Consider the following 21,391-nt stretch of genomic DNA (forward strand, 5'->3'; position numbering starts at 1 on the left):
TGCAACCCTTGCCGCACGAGATCCCGGAGCGTCTGCTGGAGGGGTCCGCGATGTGACCCCAGTTACACATCGCGGCTACCGGCGGGTAGCGGGAGGCGGTCGTGGCGCAGAGCGGCTCGAACAACGGTCACCACCCCCGGCAACCGGTCACGGCGAGCAGCCGGGACGCGGCGATCGGGGTGATCGTCAACCCCCTCTCAGGCCGGGACATCCGGCGCGTGGTGGCGCAGGCGTCGGTGTTCCCGAACGCTGAGAAGGCCAACATGGTGCTGCGCATGGTCGCCGCCGCCGGAGCGCTCGGCCTCGGCCGAGTGCTGGTCTCCACCGACGACTTCGGCGTAGCAGCCAGCGTGCTGCGGGGCTCCCAGCAGCACTCCGCCCAGACGGACCACTGGCCCGAGCTGACCTTCTGCGAGCTCGACCCCCTGACCGGCACCGCCGAGGACACCAAGCAGCTCGTGCGCCGCATGCGTGCCGAAGGCGCGGGCGTGATCATCGTGCTCGGCGGCGACGGCACTGTCCGGGCCGCCGCGAGCGAGGTGGGCGGGACACCGCTGCTCCCGCTGAGCACCGGAACCAACAACGCCTTCCCCCAGATGTGGGAAGCGACGGTGGCCGGTGTGGCGGCGGCGCTGGTCGCGCGCGGAGACATCGACGTGCGCAGCGCGACGCAGCAGGCGAAAGTGCTGGAAGTGCAGTGCGGCACCGCCACCGAGCTGGCGCTGGTCGACGTGTGCGTGTCGGCGAGCGCGCAGGTGGGTGCGCGGGCGCTGTGGAAGCCCGAGACCTTGCGCGAGCTGTACTGCGCCTTCGCCGAGCCGCACGCGATCGGCCTGTCCAGCATCGCTGGGCAGCTGCTGCCCACGACTCGCGAGCAACCGCACGGGGTGGCCGTGCACTTCGCCACCGAATCCGCGCCGCAGTACCGCGTGCTGGCGCCGATCACCCCGGGCAAGCTCACCGCCCTCGACGTCTCCGCCGTGCACCGCCTCCCGCTGGGCGAACCGGTCGTCAGCTCCGTCCCCGCGGGCACGGTCGCTCTGGACGGCGAACGCGAGTGCGAGTTCGGGCCGGGCGATGCGGTGACCGTGCGACTGACGAACCGAGGTCCGCTCGTGCTCGACGTCCAGACCGTTCTCGACACGGCTGCGCGGCGCGGGCTGCTCCGCAGCGACTCCCCCACTGTTCCCGAGGGCGCCACCGGGGTTGATTCGTGGCGCGTTCCACCGAGCGAGACGGAGGAAGCCACCGTTGACCACTCCCCGTCCTAAAGGGCGGGGATTCCCTTCCGGCTCACACCGGAAAGTTCCTGCTTCACAGCCGACCGCCCCGTCCGGGAGGTTTCCCGTTGAGGTCTTACACCAGCTCCACAGGCCGACACCGCCAGCCCGGCGGCCACGATGTTGCGCGCGGCATTGATGTCCCGGTCATGCCGGGCACCGCAGCCGCCACACATCCATTCACGGACGTACAGCGGCATGCTCTCGGTGAGCTTGCCGCAGCCGGAGCACGTCTTGGACGAGGGGAACCAGCGGTCGATCACGACCAGCTCCCGCCCGTACCAAGCGCACTTGTACTCCACCATCGACCGCAGTTCGGTCTACGACGCATCGCTGATGGCGCGGGAGAGATTGCGGTTGCGGACCATGCCTCGCACGTTGAGGTCTTCGATCACGACCGTCTGGTTGTCACGGACGAGTCGAGTAGTGACCTCATGCAGATGGTCCCGGCGACGGTCAGCGATCTTCGCCTGAATCCGAGCCACCTTGAGACGGGCCTTGTCGCGGTTGTTGCTGCCCTTCTCCTTACGGGCAAGCGCCCGCTGAGCCTTGGCCAAGCGAACACGCTCACGATCGGAGTGCTTGGGGTTGGTGATCTTCTCCCCTGTCGACAACGTCACCAGCGACGTGATCCCCGCATCCACGCCCACCGCCTGATCAGAGGCAGGGCGGTGGTCAACGGTGGTTTCCACCAGCATCGGCACGAACCACCGGTCGGCATTGTCACGCGACACCGTGACCGTGGTCGGCTCCGCTCCCTGGGGAAGAGGGCGGGACCACACGATGTTCAGCGGTTCACGCATCTTCGCCAACGTGAGTTGCCCGTCGCGGTACTTGTACGCCCGCTTCACCTGCGTCCTTCCCCAAACTACCGCGTTTGTTTGTAAGTCTTGATCTCGGGTGGTCATCCAAGAGCACTCGGGATCGATTCCTCCCCGGCCTGAAGACCGGGGTATCCGCCGATTGGAGAACCGATGACCGAGACCGTGTCAGCGACACCGGCCGGGGCCCTGGACGAGGCCGGTCTGCTCGCCGCCTACCGCACGATGCGAACCATCCGCGCGTTCGAGGACCGGGTCCACCAGGAGTTCGCCAAGGGCGACATCCCTGGCTTCGTGCACCTCTACGCCGGCGAGGAGGCCTCGGCGACCGGGGTGTGCCAGCACCTGGACGGTCGCGATTCGATCGCCAGCACCCACCGCGGCCACGGGCACTGCATCGCCAAGGGCGTGGACGTCCGCGGGATGATGGCCGAGATCTACGGCCGCAAGACCGGATCCTGCCAGGGCAAGGGCGGATCGATGCACATCGCCGACCTCAGCAAGGGGATGCTCGGCGCCAACGGCATCGTCGGCGGCGGCCCGCCGCTGATCTGCGGCACCGCGCTGGCCGCCAAGCAGCAGGGCACCGGCGGGGTCGGCGTGGCGTTCTTCGGCGACGGCGCCAGCAACCAGGGCACCACGCTGGAAGCGCTCAACCTCGCCTCGGTGTGGAACCTGCCGGCGATCTTCGTCGCGGAGAACAACGGCTACGCCGAAGCCACCTCGGCCACCTGGTCGGTCGCGGCGGACAACATCGCCGACCGCGCCGCCGGGTTCGGCATGCCCGGCGTCATCGTCGACGGCTTCGACTTCTTCGCCGTGCACGAGGTCGCCGGTGAGGCGATCGAGCGGGCCCGCAACGGCGGCGGACCGACCCTGATCGAAGTCAAGTTCACCCGCTACTACGGGCACTTCGAGGGCGACCAGCAGGCCTACCGCGGCGACGAGGTGGCCCGCGCCCAGGAGCAGCAGGACTGCCTCAAGGCCTTCCGCAACCGCGTCACCAGCTCGGGCGCGCTCGCTGATGAGCAGCTCGACGGGGTCGACCGCGAGGTGGCGCAGCTGATCGAGGAGTCCGTCGACGCGGCGCTGACGGCTCCGAAGCCCACCCGCGAGGACCTGGAAACCGACGTCTACATCTCCTACTGACACGGGAAGGTTCACATGGCACGCAGCATCAGCTACCGGGAAGCGCTCAACGAAGCGCTCGTGCAGGAGATGGAACGCGACAGCAGCGTCGTCGTGCTCGGCGAGGACAACGCCGGCGGCGCAGGCGCGCCCGGCGAACAGGACGCTTGGGGCGGTGTTCTCGGCGTCACCAAGGGACTCTACGACCGGTTCCCCGGCCGGGTGCTCGACACTCCGATCAGCGAATCGGCGTTCATCGGCGCCGCGATCGGCGCGGCCACCAGCGGTCTGCGGCCGGTCGCGGAGTTGATGTTCATCGACTTCATGGGCGTGTGCTTCGACCAGATCTTCAACCAGGCGGCCAAGTTCCGGTACATGTTCGGCGGCAAGGCGGTCACCCCGGTCGTCATCCGCACCATGTACGGCGCGGGGCTCAACGCCGCGGCGCAGCACTCGCAGGCGCTGTACCCGGTCTTCACCCACATCCCAGGCCTGAAGGTCGTCCTGCCTTCCTCCCCGTACGAGGCGAAAGGCCTTATGGCGCAGTCGATCCGGGACGACGACCCAGTTATCTTCTGCGAGCACAAGCAATGTACGACGTCGTCGGCGACGTTCCGGAGGAGTCCTACGCGATTCCGTTCGGTGAGGCCAACTTCGTCCGCGAGGGCGAGGACGTCACCGTCGTGGCCTTCGGTCGGATGGTCTCGATCGCCGCGGAGGCGGCCGACGAGCTGGCGAAGTCCGGGGTGGAGTGCGAGGTCATCGACCCGCGCACCACCAGTCCGCTGGACACCGACAGCATCCTGGAGAGCGTCGAGAACACGGGGCGCCTGGTGGTGGTCGACGAGGCCACTCCGCGCTGCAACCTCGCCACCGACGTCTCCGCACTGGTGGCGCGGGAGGCATTCGGCAGCTTGCAGGCACCGATCGAGATGGTCACCGCCCCGCACACGCCGGTGCCCTTCAGCGACGCGCTGGAGTCGATGTACATCCCGGACGCGCAGCAGGTGGTCAACGCGGTCAAGAAAGTCATGAGCTGGGAGCGCTGAGCATGACCGACGAGCGGATCCGCCGGATCAAGATGCCCAAGTGGGGGCTGTCGATGACCACCGGCACGATCACCGACTGGCTGGTCTCCGAAGGTGACGACATCACCGACGGCACCGAGCTGGCCGAGATCGACACCGACAAGATCGCCGGGACGCTGGAGTCCCCGGAGGAGGGAGTGCTGCGCGGGGTCGTGGTCGCCGAGGGCGAATCCGCCCCGGTGGGCGGCACGATCGCGATCGTCGCCCCGGCGGAGGTGCCCGACACCGAGATCGAAGCGGCGGTCGCGGAAGCCAAGGAGCAGCTGGCCAGCGGCGAGGTCGAGGAAGCCACGGGGCCCGCGACCGGCGAGGTTGAGGTGGACGGGCGCACCCTGTCCTACTCCACGCTGGGTGACGGCCCCGAGGTGGTGGTGCTGGTCCACGGTTTCGGCGGGGACAAGAACTCCTGGCTGTTCGTCCAAGAGCCGCTGTCCGAGGGCCGTACCGTGCACGCCCTGGACCTGCCGGGACACGGCAGCTCGACCAAAGACGTCGGCGACGGCAGCCTGGACGCGCTGGCCAACGCGGTGATCGGCTTCCTGGACGCGCTGGACGTCGAACGAGCGCACTTGGTCGGCCACTCGCTGGGCGGTGCGGTCGTGACCGCCGTGGCGGCCAGGACGCCGGATCGGGTCCGGTCCCTGACGCTGGTCGCCCCGGCCGGCTACGGCACCGAGGTGAACGCGGACTACCTGCGCGGCTTCGTCGAGGCGAGCACCCGGCGGGAGCTCAAGCCGTACCTGCGCGCCCTGTTCGCCGACGAGTCGCAGGTGACCCGCCAGCTGGTGGACGACCTGCTGAAGTTCAAGCGCATCGACGGCGTCCAGGACGGCCTGCAGGCCCTGCTCGGCACGGTCCTCGAGGGCGACAAGCAGGCCATCGACGCGGCATCGCTGCTGTCCGGGGTCACCGTCCCCACCGCGGTGGTGTGGGGCGCTCAGGACCAGGTCGTCCCGGTGGCCGACCAGTCCGCGTTCGGTGATCGTGCACAGGTGCGCGTCGTCGCGGGCGCGGGCCACATGGTGCACATGGAGGACCCTGCGGCGACCCGCGAAGCCGTCGAGTCGGTGCTCGACTAGCGCCAAGCGGCCGGGTGGCGCGCCCAGCCGCCCGGCCGCAGGTGTCGAAGGCCTGTTCGGAGTCATCCTTCAAAGGCATCCGGTCGACACGGCGCCCAGCGCTTCTGCCACCATTCGGGGTATGGACGAGGTCGAAGAAGCACGGCTCCCGAAGAGCGCAGCGACCCGGGCCGTGTGCGCGCACATCGGCATCGGCTCCGACGTCCGGGAGGCGAGGATCGCCCGCGACCGCCTCGACAACGTCCTGGCCTCCTACCGAGTGGCATTCCTCCGCCAAGAAACCACCAAGGCTCCCGCCTCGCGCTGAACCGGCGCGGTCTTCGCCGTCGCGCTCTTGCGTCGCCGGAAGGTCTAGTTGCTGCGGCCATTCCCTGCGTCGAGGCTGCTGGTGGCCGAGAATTGGCCCGGCCGCCCCACCGCGGCTCGCCAGCAACCCGCAGGAGCTACAGATGGGCACGTCAGCTCAGATCGGCGTCACCGGGCTCGCGGTCATGGGCCGCAATCTGGCACGCAATTTCGCGCGCAACGGCTACTCGGTCGCCGTGCACAACCGCACCGCTTCGAGAACCCGGGAGCTGATCGAGGAGTTCGGGCACGAGGGCGACTTCATCACCGCCGAATCGGCCGCCGACTTCGTCGCCGCGCTGGAACGCCCGCGCCGGTTGGTGATCATGGTCAAGGCCGGGGATCCCACCGACGCGGTGATCGAGGAGTTCGCGCCGCTGCTCGAGGACGGCGATGTGATCATCGACGGTGGCAACGCACATTTCGCGGACACCCGGCGTCGCGAGCGCGACCTGCGTGATCGGGGCATCCACTTCGTCGGCACCGGCATCTCCGGCGGCGAGGAGGGCGCGCTGCACGGACCCAGCATCATGCCGGGCGGCTCCGATGAGTCCTACGCCTCGCTGGGCCCGATGCTGGAGAAGATCTCCGCCAAGGCCGCCGACGGCGCGCCCTGCGTCACGCACGTGGGCCCGGACGGGTCGGGACACTTCGTGAAGATGGTGCACAACGGCATCGAATACGCCGACATGCAGCTCATCGCCGAGGCCTACCAGCTGCTGCGCGACGTCGCCGGCCACTCGCCCGCCCAGATCGCCGAGGTGTTCCGCACTTGGAACACCGGTCGCCTCAACTCCTACCTCATCGAGATCACCGCCGAGGTGCTGTCGCACGTGGACACCGCCACCGGCAAACCCTTCGTGGACGTCGTCGCTGACCAGGCCGAGCAGAAGGGAACCGGTCGCTGGACTGTGCAGCTCGCCCTCGAACTCGGTGTGCCGGTCTCAGGCATCGCCGAAGCGGTGTTCGCCCGCTCGCTGTCGGGCCACACCGCGCTGCGCGAAGCCGCCCGAGGGCTCGCCGGCCCGACCGCCCGACCGCTCAGCGGCGCCGAAGCCGACGCGGTCGCCGACCAGGTGGAGCAGGCACTGTACGCGTCCAAGATCGTGTCCTACACGCAGGGCTTCCACGAGATCGCCGCGGGCAGCGCCGAATACGACTGGAACATCGACCTGGGTGCGATCGCGTCCATCTGGCGCGGCGGCTGCATCATCCGCGCCGCGTTCCTGGACCGCATCCGAGCCGCCTACGACACCCGACCCGACCTGCCGAGCCTGCTGTCCGACGAAACCTTCGCAGCCGAGATCGCCGATGCGCAGCACGACTGGCGCTCGGTCTTGGGGGCAGCCACCAGTCAGGGCGTGCCCACGCCGGGATTCGCAGCGGCGCTGTCGTACTACGACTCCTTGCGAGCCGACCGGCTCCCGGCCGCACTCACCCAAGGCCAACGCGACTACTTCGGTGCCCACACCTACCGCCGCACCGACCGCGAAGGCTCCTTCCACACCCGCTGGGCCGGAGACCGCTCCGAAGTGCAGATGTGAGCCGCCGCCGGTGAAACCGCGCGCAGATGTGTCCAATGCGGACACTGATCGATCAGGCCAGACCGGCGTCGTGCACCGGGATCGCCGCTTGGACCCGGTTACCCAAGTCGAGCTTCGCCAGGATCCGGCTCACGCAGGAATCCGACCGCGCCGGCTTTCAGCGCGCTGTGCACGTAGTCGTCCAGGCCGAAGGTGGTGAGCATGACCACCCGCGGCAATGCGGGCTGCACGCTGATCTCCGTCACGGCCGAAATCCCGTCCAGTACCGGCATCCGCACGTCCAGCAGCATCACGTCGGGCCGGTGGCGCAGAACAGCTTCCACGGCCTGCCGCCCGTCCGACGCTTCGGCCACCACCTCGATGTCATCGGCCGGCTGCAGGATCATCCGCAAACCCGTGCGCACCAGGGTTTCGTCATCGACGACCAGCACTCGGATCACACGACCCCCTCCGCCGACAACCACTCGCACCGACCGTACCGCCGACGCGATCTCCGTTCATATGTCCACATAGGACTCGCCAGTTGACCGCAGTGGAATCCGCGTCGACAACGCGAATCCGCCGTCGAATCTGGGAACGGCTTGCAGGCTCCACCCAGCAGCTCGGCGCGCTCGCGCGGCGCGGCATTGCGAACCTCGACCAACTGCTGCGCGTCATGGCGCTGCAGCGTCACCTCGACGCTTACCGCACCGGCGTGCTTGTGCGCGTTGGTCAGCGCCTCCTGCACCACCCGATGGGCCGTGTGCTGCACCATCACCGGCAGGTCCGCCAGTGAACTGCTGGACCGATCGCGTTCGGCGGGCCTCGACATCCGCTTGCGGCGAACGGGAGAACTGAGGCAGCGCTGGTCAGCGACATCGGGCGGGAAGCCCTCACCCAGCTCCGGGAGGTGCTCGGGGTGTTGCACACTTCCAGGCGCCCGCTGGAACGGCACCGCTGTCGACGTTGGAGGGGTTGGAACAGCCGAAGAGCGGACCCCACCAGATCCCCACCCGAATGCGCCACCTGCCTCATCACCCGTTCGGCCCAGACCGGCGTTTCCGGCGTGCTTCCTGCACTCTTCCTCCGAAATTCGCCGGGCCGGAAGATGCCCTCCAACGAGCTGCACCAGCAGGAAGACTTCTTCACATTTTCTGCGGAGCAAGACATCATGTGAGTACGTGCTCACCCGGCACGCGCTGACCAAGAGGAAGGCGTCGTCACCATGGCATTCTTCCCAGTCGAGCTCGGACCAGGGGTTTCGTCGGAACTCGTCGACCTCGGAGCGGTCCCGCTGTCGAAGTTGCGAACCCTGGAGGATGCGGCGCTGTACCGGTCGTTGCGACATGTCGTGCAACAGACCGCGGACATCGGAGTGACGTCGCAGGGCAACGGCGGTGGCGGCGAGCGGGTCGATTGACGCCGGAGTCGTCGGCGCCCGCAGCCAACCTCCTAAGGAGCAGTCGTGTCCGTCGGCCACGAGAACTCCCCGGAAGACTTCGCACTCCACCACCTGTCCTGGGCCGACTTCGACGAACTCGCCCGAGGTGCGGGCGGGGCGCCCACCGTGCGCGAGTTGCGCCGCGCGGAACGCAGCCGCCGGCTCCTGCTGTTGCGGGGTCTGGTGGACGAAGCGACCAAGGTTCCCGACCAGTGCGAACCGCTACCTTCTCCAGAATGGGCCTGGGAACTGCTGGAGCGCGTTCAGAACACGAGCCCCGAGGTGCTCGATCTAGTCCTCGCACATCCTTACACCGGGAGCTGGGTCGGCTACACCACGCGCCTGTTCCACCACCGGACCACCGGGGTCTGCCCACTGTGGGTCCACATCGGACACATCCACGCGATCTCGGCGGCTGCGGCGATCCGCGCGGGACTCCCGTTCCGGACTTCGGTACCGGTCTGGCGCGGCGGTGCGATCCTGCCGACCCTCGGGCTGGCCCACCTGCCCTCCGAAGCACCGTTCTCGGTGGCCGAAGTGCGCGGCGACGGCGATCGGGTGGAAGTCCGCGATGAGACCACCTGCGTGCGCCTGCCGTCCGAGCACTCCACCGACACCCCTGGCTGGTCGGGCATGCGACAGGTGTCGCTCCGCGCCCAGGACCAGGTGTTCTCGGTGCATCTGGACGACATCGACCCCTATCGCGGACTGCACGAACCGACATTGCCGCAGCGGCTCAGCGCCGCTGAGGCGGACACCTGGCGGGAACTACTCGCGGAAGCGTGGCACGTGCTCGTCCAGTACCTCCCCGAGATCGTCCCTGCCCTGCAAGCCGGCCTGGACTCGCTGGTGCCCCGGCCAGCGGTTCCGTTCCGGATGCCGAGCGCGTCCACGGGAGAAGCGTTCGGCAGCGCGATCGTCAGCCGACCCGCCGACGGGATCGAGCTGGCGGCCATGCTCATCCACGAGTTCCAGCACATCCGGTTGGGCGGCCTGCTCCACTTCATCCCGTTGCGGGACAACGACCCTCGCTTGCGCTTCCACACACCCTGGCGCGACGATCCACGCCCCATCGCAGGAGTGCTGCAAGGCATTTACGCCTTCTTCGGCGTGACGAGGCTCTGGCGCGCGCTGACCCGCGCTAGTCCGGAGTTCCCCGATCGACGCGCCGCGTTCGAGTTCGCCTACTGGCGGGCCGCCACCTGGGACACCCTCCGGGTTCTGCGGGACGATCCGGTGTTGACCCTGGCGGGACGCCGGTTCGTCGACGGCATCGCCGAGCGGCTCGGGCCCTGGCAGGACGAGCCGGTTCCTGCCGAACTGGCCGACAAGGCCACCGACCTGGTCGCGGACCACTACGCGGGATGGCGCATCCGGCACGTTCGACCGGACCCGGAGACCGTCTCACGGGTGTCACGCGCCTGGTCGGCAGGTCAGCAATGCGTGGCCGGCATCAGCGTGGCCGACGACCGAACACCCACGCCCGTGCCCGATGGCCCCTGGTCGCAGGCACGTCTGGACCTGGTTCGCCTCAGCTTCATGGAGCGCAGCGGCACGGCGGATTCCCGAATCCGGCCAACGATCTCCGAAGCGTGGTCGGCAGTCCCCGATGCCACCCCGGCAGACCTGGCCTACGCCACCGGGAACCTCACCGCGGCGGCGCGCGGATACAGGGCGGAGCTGGCCGCGGACCCGGACCGCCCGGCGTCCTGGATCGGGCTCGGCCTCGTCCTATCCGGGCTAGGCATGCGGCCGGCCGCCCGGGCGCTGCTGACATCTCCCGAGCTGGTCCGCGCAGTGCACCGGAACCTCCGAACCGGCGCGGCAACTGCGCCCGCGCCGGACGAACTCGCCGACTGGATCGGCCGGTTCCTGCCCTGAACCGGACGATCCACCGCGGTCACAGCGGAGCGGGGTCGATGTCGCAGTCGGCACGAACGCCCCTGACCGCAGCCACCGCGGCCGGGTGCCCTTCACCCAGCACCCGCCGGTAACGGGTCAGCACGTCGGCGTGCTTCAACCCCGCCTCCTCGCTGCGCCCCGCCGCGCGCAGGTCGAGGACTAGGTTCTGGGTGGCGGCGATGGTGGTCGGATGATCGGTGCCGAACACTCGTTCCGCTCGTTGCACGGCCTCCGTGCTCAGGTCCAGGGCCGTCTCGACGTCCCCGAGCAAGGCCAGGTCGCTGGCGAGGTTGATCACGGCGATCAGCGCCTGCGGCTGTTCCGGGCCGAAGATCGCGCGGAACTGCTCGACCGACCGTTCGTCGAGCTGCCGCGCGCCGTCGACCTCGCCAAGCCGCCGCAGCGTCACCGCGACGTCGATGGCCGCGGAAAGGGTGTGCGGGTGGTCCTCCCCGAGGCCGCGGCGGTACCGGTCGAAGGTGTCCTCGCCGAGCTTGCGCGCGTTCGGCAGATCACCCTCGTGCCGGAGGTCGATGGAATGCGAAATCGCGCAGGCCAACGTGTTCGGGTGATCGACGCCGTAGCGGAACCGGAACAGCTCCAGCGCCCCGTTAGACAGCTCGAAGGCACCCCGGTGGTCGCCGTTCTTACGGGCGGCGATGGCCAACCGGTGCTGGCAGTACAGGGTGATCGCCTTGTCCTCGCCGAAGAGCTTGCGGCAGCGGTCGAACAGGCGCTCCATCTCGCCGTGCGCCCAGACGTAGTCGCCCAGCTCGAGGCGGTCCAGGATCAACCCACCCAAGGTGTTCACGGCGTAGGCGCTGTCATAACCGTGGACCTCGCCCCTCCGCCGGGCGGTGTCCTCGTTCAGCTCCCGCGCCCCCTGGTAGTCCCCGAGCAGCCGCAGCGTCACCGCGAAGTCGTGCACCGCGGCCAAGGTGACCGGGTCGTCCTCCCCGTACAGCGCCTTGGCCTTCTGGTAGGTCGACAAGTTCATGTCCCGGGCCAGCGAGAAATCGCCCTTGGCCTTCAAGTCGAATGCGACGCTGAGCTCCGCGTCCAGGGTTTCCTCGCTGTTCTCACCCGATGTCTGCCTGCGGAGGGCCAGCGTTCGCTGGTTGAGTTCCGCGGCTTCCACGAACCCACCCAGGATGCACAGGTGGGGACCCAACTTGGCGGCTACCTGGAGCAGCTGCGGGTCGGTCTCGTCCAGGCGCGCCGACCAGACCTCCATCGCCCGGCGCCCCAGCACAGCGCTCTCGTGGTGGTCGCCCCAGAAGAACAGGTACTCCATCAGGTCGATGACCAGCTGCCGCACCCAGGGGTCTTCGCACTCCAGCACGTTCGAGGCGTAGGCGTGCGGGAGGATGGCCTGGAAGCGCGACCACTGGGCGGGATCGGCGGGATCCCCCGGGTCGAGGTTCGCCAGCAGCAGGTGGGCACCGTGCCGGACCTCCGTTCGGCGCTGCGGGGACATGCGGTCGCGCAGGACCAGTTGGACCAGGCGGTGCAGCTGCAGCGTGTCGTTGCGGTGGTCGATCTTGGCCAGGCCGAACCGGTTGATGTCGCGGATGGCCCGACCGAGCCGGAGCGGATCGCGCAGCGCGGCGTCCAGTTCCGGCGCGATCGACGTGCCGCGCAGCCCCGTGAACAGGCTGCGGGATATCGGCTCCGGCGCGAAGAACGCGCACACCTGCAACAGCTGGTGCGCTGCCGGGTTCCGCTCCTCCAGCTCTTCCAGCGAGACGTTCCACGCCGCCGCCAGCGAAACCTCGTAGTCGTTGGGCGCCGACACGTCGAGGATCTCGGCCACTTTCTCGTCGAACACGCGGAGGTACTCGCTGACCGGCATCCCGGTCTCCGCCCGCCAGGCAGCTGCTTGCGCGATCGCCAGCGGCAGGTCACCGAGCTTCTCGGCAAGGGCGTCGGATTCCTCCTCGGTGATCTCCGGGCCGCGGCTGCGCAGCAACGCCTTGCTCTCGGCCCTCTCGAACAGCATGACCTCCAGGGGACGGGCCACTTCGGCCCAATCGGGATTGCGCGAGGTGATGATGATGTCGCCCGGCCCGTTGGCGGGGAAGAACGGGCGCACGTCCTCCGGGCTCTCCGCGGCGTCGAACACCAGCAGCCAGCGGCGGATCGGATAGCCCCGGCGCAGCGCTTCGCGCACCGCGGGCACCGCCGTGTGGGCTTCCGAGCTGCCCGGTAGCTGCAGCGACTGGGCCAGTTCGGTCAGCCCGGCGCGGATCTGCGCCGGCTGCCCGGACTGCACCCACCACACCAGGTCGTAGTCCGCGAGGTGTCGGTAGATGTGCTCGACAGCAATCTGGGTCTTGCCGATCCCGCTCATGCCGTGCAGCGTCGAGGGCAGGATGGCGGTGGCGCCGCCGTCCTTGAGCCGGCCTTCCAGCTGCGCGAGAGGTTCCTCCCGGCCGGTGAAGATCGGGTTTCGCGGCGGTACGTCGCCCCAGATCGGTGGGACGTCGTCCGCGCGCCGCTCCCGGAGGATGCGAGCTACCACAGTGGACGGTGGGCTGGATGGGTCCGCCGCGGCGCCGACCGCGTCCTCGCCGCGTTCGAACGGAACCACCCGCAACATCTCCGGGAAGTCAGTCGATGGCTGCGGGGTGTTCGCTGAACCAATGCTCTGACCTGACATGTTTCCACTCGCCGTCGTTTCTGCGGGACTCACGGTTTCATCGGCCTCGGAAGTCGTGGAACTGAAGCGATCTTCCGAAGGTATGACCTGTCGTGCGACGTTCTCGGGCTCGAGCAGTCGATCTATCTTGCTCACGCGCGCGAGATAAGGCCCGGACAGGGCCCGCATCACGGAGCGCTCGATCTCCAGGCCGCCGCCCGAGTCCGGTGACGGCGGGAGATCCGGATCCGCCAGCGCGTCGCGAGCTCGTCCAACACTGGTGAGGTGGTCGCCGAATCCAGCTGCGACCAGGCGCAGTACGTGCGCGGTCTCCGAGCGGCGCGCGCCGCTGAGCAGGACTTCTCGGACCGGCTGGTCGAAGGCGAAGGTGGTGTTGTCCCAGCCTCCCGCAGCGGCTTCGTCGACGGGGCGCAGCAGGTCGCTGGTGAACACCTCGGCCAGGTCGTCCGGTCCGGATCCGGGCACCAGCTCGGTCTGGATCGCCCGCGCGACCGGCACGCTCACCGGGACCGCGGCCAGCAGCGTCGCGAGCCGGAAGGCCGGTGGCGAGGCCGTGCTCAGGAAGTTCATGACCCGCTGCCGAGGCGACCGGGAACGACCGTTTCCCGGAGCAGGCGCTTCGTCCTCCAGAGGCTCCGGCTGGCGGTCATCGGCGAGCAGCACCACGGCGTCCGCGGACCGCCTGCGCTGGCCGGCGACCAGCTGGGCCCACCGGGAGAGCCACCGAGTTTCCAGCTCCAAAACCGGCACGGCGACCGCACCGGACGGCGGGCTCGGGTCGGGGTCCAGCCAGGCGTCAGGCAACTCCACCTGCCACTGCTGGTTCGGCGCCACAGCGCGCGGCGTCGTCAGCTTCGCGCGCTGCGCGTGCAATCCGCCCCGCTGCCAGAGCCGCTGCGGCAGAAGGTGCGCGACCGCGACCGACATCGATTCGCCCCATTGCGCGAGCAACGGCGTGATCGAACCCCGCCGCCAGCCGGCACCGACGCCGTCGGTAAGGACTAGAACGACTCGACGGCCGGACGGGTCGTTCAGCTCCGCCGGACTGCGGACCGGGGTGTCCGCGGTTCCTCCGCGCAACTGCGGTGTTTCGGACGTGTCCAGCAGTCGGCGTTGGATCGACCGGAAGGCGCCGAGCCGTTCCAGGGACTTGGTGAACGCGTTGATCTTCGTCCGCCACAGCGCCATCGACGGATTGGTGTCCACGACCAGCGTCAGGTCGAGCCAGCGTGTCGTTCCCGGTCGGGTCATCGGCAACCACAGCCCGTCCTCGACCGCTCGTTCCGCGGTCGCGTCCTCGTCGAGGAGTGCGTCCTCGTCGTGCGGCGACGATATTCTGCGCTTGAACGGCCGGAGCGCCCGAAAGACGTTCGGACCGACGGCCAAGCGGCGCAGCATCGGTGGCGAGGCATTCCCAACGATCCCAACGGGTTCCGCCGGCTCCGCCGCCTGAATCGACGAACCGATCGCGGGAACTTCCTCTTCCTGCCCCGGACTGACGCCCGGCTCAGCATCCCGGGCATCGTTCGACGGGAGTTCGGGTGACTCCCGGTCGTCCCAGCCCAGCCGGTCGGATTCCTCGATGTCCTGCGGTAAATCCGTTCCACTTTCCTTGTCGGGCTTTCGCGCCGCGTCGTTACTCCGGTGTCGGCCCCAGGCGGATTGGGTGGCAACGGTCAGCCAGAGCGCATCGGCGACTTCGGCCCATCCCAGGTCGCCTGTCCCGAGCGGAGACGCGGAGTCGTCCCGCCCCGCCGACCGGACCGGGCGGGCCTCCGCGCTGCCATCCCCGCCGCGCACGTCACGTTACCGAGGTGAGTTGTCGCCAAAGCGCGTCCCGCAACCGCGACCACGACTCGTCGTCGTCGCGGTAGGTGCCCGACGTCACCAAGTACAGCGCGTCCAGCAGTTTGTCGGCGGGCAAACCAGCACCATCGGCCCCGCGATCGAGGAATTCCTGGATCATCCGCTGCCGCTGTTCGTCCTCGGTTCCGGTCAGGTGCGCGGCCACCATCGCGGCGAGCTGCTCCGCGTCCGGTTCCCGGATCGTCAACCGCAGACAGCGGCGCAGGAACGCTTCCGGGAACTCCCGTTCCCCGTTGCTGGTGATCACCACGACGGGGAAAGCACGGCACCCCACCTGACCGTCGACGACGGTGGCCGTCGTACCGGGATCGTCGGCCAGCACGGTCACTTCCGGCGAACGGTCCCGCATCCGCTCCAGCTCCGGGATGGTGAACTGACCGTCCTCGAAGATGCTCAGCAGGTCGTTGGGCAGGTCCACCTCGCTCTTGTCGAGCTCGTCGATGAGCAGCACCCGGGGCAGCTCCGTCGGCAGGAACGCCGTGCCCAACGGGCCCAACCGCACGAACTCTCCCACCGGCGGTTCCGCGTTCGGCGGCTCGGCATCCGCGCCCCAACGGGCCAACGCCTGACTCGTCGCGGCCGCCTGCGCCCGACCTATCGCGTCGTAGGCGTACAGACCTGATTTCAGCGTGGTGCGACTGGTGATCGGCCACCTGAGCACCCGCCCCAAGCCCAGCTCTCGGGCGATCCGGAAGGCCAGGCTGGACTTCCCGGTGCCGGGCCGACCGGTGACCAGCAGTGGGCGGCGCAAGTACAGGGCCGAGTTGACCATGTCGACCTCGTGCGGATCGACGTCGCGTTCGGACAGGTGCGACTCCGCGCCCAACCTCCGCCGGGCCTCGCCGTCGTCCGGCGGCGGCGCATCCCGCTCGGGCACCGGACCGCCGCGGAAATCCCGCCAGGGCGGCGGATCCGGGAGGAGATCGGTCAACCGGACGTCGCGCAACGGCCGACCGGTGCCCCGGTAGATCCACCAGTCGGGCGTTCCGAATCCCGCCAACCGCTCTCGCGACGCGTCGCCGTTCGAACGCTCGTTGATGCTCATCCGCGGTGTCCCTCCCGGCCTAGCCCGCGAGCTCTTCGGGATTCACCAATCGCGCTGGATCATCCCACATGACCACCAGCTCTTGCACTACCTTGAGGTCGAATCGCGCCGGTGAATCGAGATGCGCATCCCGCCGGACCACCTGCGTCCGGGTCGGCAGCTCACCCAATCCACCTTCCTCGATCAACCATTCCACGATCTCCCGCACGCGTTCCGGCTCCGCGTCGGTGCGATGCCAGAACACCGCGGGCAATCCCGCACGCAGCGCGGACATCAACTGGTCACCGCGACTGGGTTCGCGCGACGGCGCAGCACCCAGCACGATCGCCGCGCACTGCGGTTGCTGCCCCAGCGCGGCCTCGATGGCGTGCGGGCTGTCTGGATTCGCGGTGCGGGCGTAGTGCACCTCCGCGCTCTGCGGATCTTCGCGCATCATCTTCCACCGCAGGTTCCACACCCGGTGCCAGTGATCGGACATCATCCGCTCCAAAGAGCGCACCACGATCGGATAATCCATGCACAGCGGGCGGGGGATTCCCGAATCGTGCTCCTTGTGCCACTGGTGGACCGGCAGGTTCAGCAGCGCCCGCGGCAGCACGACCTCCAACGCCACCGCGCCGGAATGACCGCGCCACGCCCGCTCCGCCTCGACGACCAGCTCGTCGACGTGCCGCTCGATCTCGTGCACCCGGACCGTCCGGCTGCGCCCGCGCGCGGGTGGCCACTCCTCCGGATCGTCCTGCCGCCAGTGGGAGATCACGAACAGCTCCGGATCGATCCCGTCGTGCTGAATGACGATCATCAGGTGCAACCGGGTGTCGACCACGACCGGATCCGCGTGCGCCGCGCGGAATCCCGCGAGTTCGACGTCGAGCTGGAGGCGCCGGGCCTGCGCGATGGTCCACCCCTCCAGCTTGGCGCGCACCGCGCGGTCGCCGACCTGCCGCGCCAGGAGCTCGACGAACGCCAGCGCCGGCGGGAACCCGTCCGGACCCGCGTTGACATCGGCCAAGTGCTCGAGGATGTCCCAGGCCGTCGAATCAGGTGGCGGTGACGGGATGCCCGGACCTGCAGCTCGATGCAACAGCGTCGGCAGTTGCGAAACGACGAGCTCGTCGAGCGGATCGCGGAGTTCTTCCAGCACACCGGCCGGAAGCAGCTCAAGCACCTCTTCCGAGTCCGGCTCCGGTTCGGAAACCGTGATCGCCGCCCCGAGCAGCCGCAACCACGCAACGGCGCTGGTTTCCTTCACCAGCACCGAGATCTGCTGGAACGTCTCGGGCTCGGCGGCCTCGTGCTGGATCACGTCCCGGAAGAAGTCCTCCGAGGCGATCAGGGCGAGCGCGCTCCGCGTCTGTGCCAAGCAGGCCTTCGCATCGGGCGCGTCGAGGATGCGGGCCGCGAAGTTGATCGCCGGGCTGACCTTGCCGTTGGAGCTCAGTCGCACGTGCCCGGCGTGCAGCGCGACCCGCAGCTGCATGGCCGCAGCATCGGAGTGCACCGCGTTGTGCCGGCGCAGGCCCGCAAGCAACCGGTTCCCCAGGTGGTCGGCCAACCGGACCTGGGGCACGTCGGGCGGCACCAGGATGATCTTCCCGTCACCGCGGTCCTCCACGTCGCAGGAACCCCACTCGATACCGGACTCGTCGAACGCCTGCTCCAGCAACTGGGTGAGGCTCCGGTGCACCGCGACCTGGTCGTGGAACGTCCGGCGTGCATCGGTGAAGCGCGCGACGTCCACCAGCACGACGCTCCGATAAAGCGCCTCAGAGTAAAGCGGCATGAGACCCCCTCCCAGCACCGCGATACCCGCACGCCGCCCCGCCGCGGCCCGCCGTCGTCATCGGCGGGCTGACCCGGGACATCGCACCACTGTCACCCGGCATCCCGGAGGTACTGTACGCGACACGCACCTCCCGGGTGACCCGTTCGATCTTCGTCCTGGTGACGGCTCTGCGCGCTGCCGTCCGCGCGAACGTGGGCGGGAGCAGCGCGGACGCACCCGCCGCCGCCCGCCCACCGGGCGCTGTTTCCGCTGGACACCCCTCGGATCCAGCGGCTAAGTACGCGCCCGCCCCCAGGCCGACATGACCGCCAGGACTGCGGCCGCCATCACGCTGGCCAGGGCCACCCGAACCACGCCTTCGGGCTGGACCGACACCAGCACGACGATCAGAGCCCACACCTGGATGACGGTGAACAGGGCGCTGCACAGCAGCATCGGCCGGTTCCACCACCGAACGGGGCATTCCGGCGACACGGCGGTCTGCATGGACATCGTCCGGGGAGCGCCTGCGCGAACTCGCTGCGGCGAACTGGTTTTCGTCATGTTCGTCAACCTCCTCCAAAAACGGGCGATGAATGACATGTACGGCACGCCGACGCCGCGCAGTGCGTCACGTGACTCATTCAGCCGGATCAGAATGCGAGCTGCTCGAGAGCGTCCAGGCGCAGGATCGTCACCCGTCGGCGGGCCGTCGCGATCAGGCGCTGGCGCCGCAGTTCGGCCAGTGCCCGCACAACCGACTCCCGGGACGCCGAGATCAAGCCGGCCATGCTCTTCTGCGTGATGGGTATCGCGATCGTGACGGTCTCCCCCACCGCCACCCCGTAGCGCCCGGCGAGCTCGATGAGCAGGACTGCGAGCCGCTGCGCGACGGGACGACCACCGTCGTCCGCGCGCTGCCGGCTGAGCTCCCGCAGCCGGTCGACGACCACGTGCAGCAGCACCCAGGAGAGCCCGGGGTGAGATCGGCACAGCGCGGCGAACCGCTCGGACGGGACGACGATCGCCTCGACGCGTTCGAGTGCACGCATCGTCGCCGAGCGCGGTCTGCCGTCCACCGCGGCGAGCTCGCCCACGATGTCGCCGGGGCCGCGGACGGCGAGCACGCCTTCGTACCCGGTGCTGGCGTCCGTGACGATCTCGATACTCCCCACGAGCAGCACGTACACGTGCTGGGACGAATCACCCTGACGGCCTAGGGATTCACCGGGCGTGAACCGCCGAACCGCACCGGCCTGCCGCACCAACTCCCGTTCCAGCGGAGCCAACATCGCCCAGAACGTGCCGTCGAACGGGCTCCGCCGGGAGTCGGCGTGGGTGTCGCCCATACCCACCCCCGGGTCGCGACGCGATCTCGACACCGACAGCATGCCGAGCCGCACGCGGTCCGGCAACCGTCCGAACGCCGTCCTCGGAATGCCAGGTGGCGGCCAGCCGAATGGCGGCATTCCGACCTGCTGGCAAGTAGTTTCATTCAACACTGAATCTATCCGGAGTGCGAGCAGCGCACTACCCCGCCGGATTCGCCCAGGCCGGAGTACTACATCCACGGCCTCAGCGAGGGCATCAACTGGGAGCAGCGGGAGCGCATCGCCGAACGCGAGTACAAAACCCAGGGCTGGGCGTCCCGGCCGGACATTCCGGACGATCCCGCACAGATCGGCTGCGACCACCTGACCGAGCTCGCCAACCGCGCACCGCACGTGCCGGGTGCGCAGGGCGCGGATGCACCGCTCCTCGGCGCGTTGCTACCCATCCCCGAAGGCTTGCCAGCCGAGTCCCCTCGTAGTCGGAGAGACACCGGCGTCGTCGCCGAGCAAGCCCCGCTGCCAGGTGTCGCGGAGTTCCAGAAGTGGACCAGAGATGCTGTATTTCCCTTGCTGCGAAACAAGGTTCTACCAGTCCGGACCGTTCCGAAGCTGGGCATGCAGGACGTTCGAGTGGTCGTGCGATCACCCGCACCGACGACGGCGCGACCAGCGAGAGCACTGCGGCTTTGGAACTGGTGCCAACCACGACCATCCCGCAGGCCGAAGTACCACCGGTGGTGGACGGCGAAGCCAACCCGCAGGAGTACCCGGGCGCCCCGCTCGACGCATCAGCGCTCTGGGACGGCGACCAGTGCTCTGCCCCGGACTGCGCTGCCACGGCGAGGTTCTCCTGGCACGGCGACACCTTGCACGCCCTGGTCGACGTCGTGGACGACCAGCAGGGCACGCTCCTGGCTCCCGATGACTGCAAGCGCCACTGGCGCACGGACGCTGTCGAGATCACCATCGGCCCGAAGGCAGATTCGGAGAACACCTCGAGCACGTTCAAGCTCGCAGCGCTGCCGACCACCACCCCCGGCACACCTTTCTTCGCCCGGGACGCCGACAACCACCAGGGCCCGGCCGTCGGGACAACCGACGCCACCCCCAGCCCCGGTGCTCCCGCTGGACGCAGCGTCCTCTATGGACTCCCCGCAGAGCATCGCCCAAGATTCGAACGGTGCTGTCCTTTCGGACCAGCAACTCTACGTGGACGGCCGCGGCGAACGCGACGTGCCGATCCGAATCCCCGGCGGTGCCCCAACGAAGGCCCTGGCCGGATTCACCAGCCCGGACGGGGCCACCGCAGCATCCGCCGCCGAGATTCGCCAGCACTGAGAACATCTCCATGTTCTTGACCGCCTCTGCGTACGACGGGCCTTTGATCGCGGCGATGCTCCTCCGGCGCGAGGACTCGGAGTCGCCGGCGTAGCTGCTGTACGGGATGGCGTGCCCGAGGTCTGGTTGGCCGCCGTGAGAGAAACCGCGCGTCCTGCCTCTGCGATCAGCCACGCGTCCTGTTCCAGCTCTGCGATGGTGACCTGGCGCATCACGAAGTGTCCCCAGTCCGTTTGGCCGCTCTTGTTGCGTTGACGAAGAACCCAGCAGCCCATCACTAATGGGTGCAAGCAGTTCTAAGCATGAGTTCTCGCAACGTACGGGCGCCCCACCCCCGAGGCAGCGCCATGTCATCTACCGCATCCAGAACTGTCCATTGTGCTCGGATCGAGCATCTATCGCCTGCTTTCCAGGGCTTTCACCGCGGCTGAGGTTCGGTCGGCTACTCCGAGCTTCGTGAAGATGTTGCGCATGTGGTTCTTCACCGTGCGTTCCGAAATTCCCATGGCTTTGGCGATTTCCCGGTTCGAGCCGCCGCGGACGAGGTAGCCCAGCACTTCGTGCTCGCGCTTGGTCAACGCTGGTAGCGGATCGCCCTCGGGCGCGCCGTTCGGTTCGGGCGTTGCGCCGGACTGGTGGAGTTGGACCTGGAATGCCACCAGGTGTCCAACTTGTTCCAGGACGTGGCGCAGTGCGCGGGAGTGCTCGACGGCCTCCAGCAGCAGGGCGATCATCGCCCGGTCCAGCGCCTGATCGTACGTGAGGGCCATCAAGCTCCTC

General features: G+C 68.7%; 18 protein-coding genes and 2 pseudogenes. 11 read left to right on the plus strand and 9 right to left on the minus strand.

The window, feature by feature from the left end; all coding sequences use genetic code 11:
* The first annotated feature begins 101 nt into the window (after positions 1–101).
* Entirely contained in the window at positions 102–1,271 is a 1,170-nt protein-coding gene (locus ACWCO2_RS26665; protein WP_450130513.1) for an ATP-NAD kinase family protein, read from the plus strand.
* Here the strand turns inward: ACWCO2_RS26665 and ACWCO2_RS26670 are convergent.
* Together ACWCO2_RS26670 and ACWCO2_RS26675 are read right to left on the minus strand one after the other, a co-directional pair.
* Positions 1,268–1,585 carry a zinc ribbon domain-containing protein gene (locus ACWCO2_RS26670; RefSeq protein ID WP_450130514.1) on the minus strand — a complete coding sequence of 106 codons (318 nt, stop codon included), beginning with the start codon at positions 1,583–1,585 and terminating at the stop codon, positions 1,268–1,270. The two genes, ACWCO2_RS26665 and ACWCO2_RS26670, sit on opposite strands and share 4 nt — an antisense overlap.
* Positions 1,586–1,600: 15 nt before the next feature.
* Positions 1,601–2,131 carry an RNA-guided endonuclease InsQ/TnpB family protein gene (locus tag ACWCO2_RS26675; RefSeq protein ID WP_450130515.1) on the minus strand — a complete coding sequence of 177 codons (531 nt, stop codon included), beginning with the start codon at positions 2,129–2,131 and terminating at the stop codon, positions 1,601–1,603.
* A 123-nt stretch (positions 2,132–2,254) separates the two neighbouring features.
* On the opposite strand from ACWCO2_RS26675, the gene ACWCO2_RS26680 reads away from it, so the two are divergent.
* From ACWCO2_RS26680 to gndA, 5 genes and pseudogenes are all read left to right on the plus strand, one after another.
* Positions 2,255–3,250: a thiamine pyrophosphate-dependent dehydrogenase E1 component subunit alpha gene (locus tag ACWCO2_RS26680; protein WP_450130516.1), complete on the plus strand. Its 996-nt coding sequence runs from the start codon at positions 2,255–2,257 to the stop codon at positions 3,248–3,250.
* Between the two features lie 15 nt (positions 3,251–3,265).
* Positions 3,266–4,278: pseudogene (locus ACWCO2_RS26685) on the plus strand (alpha-ketoacid dehydrogenase subunit beta).
* A gap of 2 nt (positions 4,279–4,280) precedes the next feature.
* Positions 4,281–5,396, plus strand: a complete 1,116-nt coding sequence (locus ACWCO2_RS26690) for an acetoin dehydrogenase dihydrolipoyllysine-residue acetyltransferase subunit (RefSeq protein WP_450130517.1) — start codon at positions 4,281–4,283, stop codon at positions 5,394–5,396.
* Between the two features lie 121 nt (positions 5,397–5,517).
* Entirely contained in the window at positions 5,518–5,703 is a 186-nt protein-coding gene (locus ACWCO2_RS26695; protein ID WP_450130518.1) for a hypothetical protein, read from the plus strand.
* Between the two features lie 142 nt (positions 5,704–5,845).
* Positions 5,846–7,285 carry an NADP-dependent phosphogluconate dehydrogenase gene (gndA, locus tag ACWCO2_RS26700; protein WP_450130519.1) on the plus strand — a complete coding sequence of 480 codons (1,440 nt, stop codon included), beginning with the start codon at positions 5,846–5,848 and terminating at the stop codon, positions 7,283–7,285.
* A 98-nt stretch (positions 7,286–7,383) separates the two neighbouring features.
* Here the strand turns inward: gndA and ACWCO2_RS26705 are convergent, their stop codons facing one another.
* Positions 7,384–7,725, minus strand: coding sequence for a response regulator (locus tag ACWCO2_RS26705; protein WP_450130520.1), 342 nt, complete (start codon positions 7,723–7,725; stop codon positions 7,384–7,386).
* Positions 7,726–7,808: 83 nt separating this feature from the next.
* Here ACWCO2_RS26705 and ACWCO2_RS26710 point away from each other — a divergent pair, with 83 nt between their 5' ends.
* The 3 genes from ACWCO2_RS26710 (at position 7,809) to ACWCO2_RS26720 (ending at position 10,586) form a co-directional block, all read left to right on the plus strand.
* On the plus strand, positions 7,809–8,060 hold the full coding sequence (locus ACWCO2_RS26710) for a hypothetical protein (RefSeq protein WP_450130521.1): 252 nt from the start codon (positions 7,809–7,811) through the stop codon (positions 8,058–8,060).
* A 429-nt stretch (positions 8,061–8,489) separates the two neighbouring features.
* Positions 8,490–8,684: a hypothetical protein gene (locus ACWCO2_RS26715; protein ID WP_450130522.1), complete on the plus strand. Its 195-nt coding sequence runs from the start codon at positions 8,490–8,492 to the stop codon at positions 8,682–8,684.
* Positions 8,685–8,729: 45 nt separating this feature from the next.
* Complete coding sequence (locus ACWCO2_RS26720) at positions 8,730–10,586, plus strand: HEXXH motif domain-containing protein (RefSeq protein WP_450130523.1); 1,857 nt, start codon at positions 8,730–8,732, stop codon at positions 10,584–10,586.
* A 19-nt stretch (positions 10,587–10,605) separates the two neighbouring features.
* Here ACWCO2_RS26720 and fxsT read toward each other — a convergent pair whose 3' ends face one another.
* From fxsT to ACWCO2_RS26745, 5 genes are all read right to left on the minus strand, one after another.
* Positions 10,606–15,066 (minus strand): FxSxx-COOH system tetratricopeptide repeat protein, encoded by a 4,461-nt coding sequence (fxsT, locus tag ACWCO2_RS26725; protein WP_450130524.1) that lies wholly within the window; start codon positions 15,064–15,066, stop codon positions 10,606–10,608.
* 1 nt (position 15,067) lies between these two features.
* Positions 15,068–16,177: an AAA family ATPase gene (locus tag ACWCO2_RS26730; protein ID WP_450130525.1), complete on the minus strand. Its 1,110-nt coding sequence runs from the start codon at positions 16,175–16,177 to the stop codon at positions 15,068–15,070.
* 19 nt (positions 16,178–16,196) lie between these two features.
* Positions 16,197–17,960 (minus strand): VMAP-C domain-containing protein, encoded by a 1,764-nt coding sequence (locus ACWCO2_RS26735; RefSeq protein WP_450130526.1) that lies wholly within the window; start codon positions 17,958–17,960, stop codon positions 16,197–16,199.
* Between the two features lie 276 nt (positions 17,961–18,236).
* On the minus strand, positions 18,237–18,506 hold the full coding sequence (locus ACWCO2_RS26740; RefSeq protein WP_450130527.1) for a hypothetical protein: 270 nt from the start codon (positions 18,504–18,506) through the stop codon (positions 18,237–18,239).
* An 89-nt stretch (positions 18,507–18,595) separates the two neighbouring features.
* Positions 18,596–19,291, minus strand: a complete 696-nt coding sequence (locus tag ACWCO2_RS26745; protein ID WP_450130528.1) for a Crp/Fnr family transcriptional regulator — start codon at positions 19,289–19,291, stop codon at positions 18,596–18,598.
* 719 nt (positions 19,292–20,010) lie between these two features.
* Between ACWCO2_RS26745 and ACWCO2_RS26750 the strand changes: the two are divergent.
* Both ACWCO2_RS26750 and ACWCO2_RS26755 read left to right on the plus strand, forming a co-directional pair.
* Positions 20,011–20,229, plus strand: a pseudogene (locus ACWCO2_RS26750) (sugar-binding protein); the annotation flags it as partial.
* A 160-nt stretch (positions 20,230–20,389) separates the two neighbouring features.
* Entirely contained in the window at positions 20,390–20,611 is a 222-nt protein-coding gene (locus ACWCO2_RS26755) for a hypothetical protein (protein ID WP_450130547.1), read from the plus strand.
* 395 nt (positions 20,612–21,006) lie between these two features.
* On the opposite strand, the gene ACWCO2_RS26760 is transcribed toward ACWCO2_RS26755, so the two are convergent.
* Positions 21,007–21,381, minus strand: a complete 375-nt coding sequence (locus ACWCO2_RS26760) for a response regulator transcription factor (protein WP_450130529.1) — start codon at positions 21,379–21,381, stop codon at positions 21,007–21,009.
* Positions 21,382–21,391 lie beyond the last annotated feature (10 nt).

This window comes from Saccharopolyspora sp. NPDC002376 (assembly GCF_053593195.1).

Excerpts from the sequence above, each read along its gene's own strand:
- ACWCO2_RS26680 (WP_450130516.1), top strand. The coding sequence starts at position 2,255 with ATGACCGAGACCGTGTCAGCGACACCGGCCGGGGCCCTGGACGAGGCC.
- gndA (WP_450130519.1), top strand. The coding sequence starts at position 5,846 with ATGGGCACGTCAGCTCAGATCGGCGTCACCGGGCTCGCGGTCATGGGC.
- ACWCO2_RS26715 (WP_450130522.1), top strand. The coding sequence starts at position 8,490 with ATGGCATTCTTCCCAGTCGAGCTCGGACCAGGGGTTTCGTCGGAACTC.
- ACWCO2_RS26695 (WP_450130518.1), top strand. The coding sequence starts at position 5,518 with ATGGACGAGGTCGAAGAAGCACGGCTCCCGAAGAGCGCAGCGACCCGG.
- ACWCO2_RS26730 (WP_450130525.1), bottom strand. The coding sequence starts at position 16,177 with ATGAGCATCAACGAGCGTTCGAACGGCGACGCGTCGCGAGAGCGGTTG.
- ACWCO2_RS26690 (WP_450130517.1), top strand. The coding sequence starts at position 4,281 with ATGACCGACGAGCGGATCCGCCGGATCAAGATGCCCAAGTGGGGGCTG.
- ACWCO2_RS26670 (WP_450130514.1), bottom strand. The coding sequence starts at position 1,585 with ATGGTGGAGTACAAGTGCGCTTGGTACGGGCGGGAGCTGGTCGTGATC.
- ACWCO2_RS26745 (WP_450130528.1), bottom strand. The coding sequence starts at position 19,291 with ATGGGCGACACCCACGCCGACTCCCGGCGGAGCCCGTTCGACGGCACG.
- ACWCO2_RS26740 (WP_450130527.1), bottom strand. The coding sequence starts at position 18,506 with ATGACGAAAACCAGTTCGCCGCAGCGAGTTCGCGCAGGCGCTCCCCGG.
- ACWCO2_RS26760 (WP_450130529.1), bottom strand. The coding sequence starts at position 21,381 with ATGGCCCTCACGTACGATCAGGCGCTGGACCGGGCGATGATCGCCCTG.
- ACWCO2_RS26735 (WP_450130526.1), bottom strand. The coding sequence starts at position 17,960 with ATGCCGCTTTACTCTGAGGCGCTTTATCGGAGCGTCGTGCTGGTGGAC.